This is a genomic window from Paraburkholderia sp. SIMBA_053, from assembly GCF_046534895.1.
In the GTDB taxonomy this organism is placed as follows: domain Bacteria; phylum Pseudomonadota; class Gammaproteobacteria; order Burkholderiales; family Burkholderiaceae; genus Paraburkholderia; species Paraburkholderia caledonica.
Genome location: NZ_JAWRXU010001765.1, coordinates 1 through 234 on the forward strand (window position 1 = coordinate 1; position 234 = coordinate 234).

1 pseudogene is annotated in these 234 nt (G+C 55.6%); it reads right to left on the bottom strand.

Annotated elements, in window-relative coordinates:
• A pseudogene (locus SB753_RS41585) lies at nt 1-234 on the bottom strand (ABC transporter permease); the annotation flags it as partial.

Sequence of the window (234 nt, forward strand, 5' to 3'; positions counted from 1 at the left end):
CTTGCAGGTCGCGAATCAGAAAGGGCGTTACGCCAATCACAATCAACGCAATTTTGGCGGCCTCGCCGGTGCCAAAAGCAATAAACAGGATCGGCAGTATCGCCATGGGCGGAATCAGTGAAGCGACCGTCACCAGTGGCGAGAGTTTGGCACGAACGAGGGGGATACCGCCGTTGATGATGCCTACCACTAAGCCAATCAGAGCACTGATGCCCACGCCAATCACAATGCGCT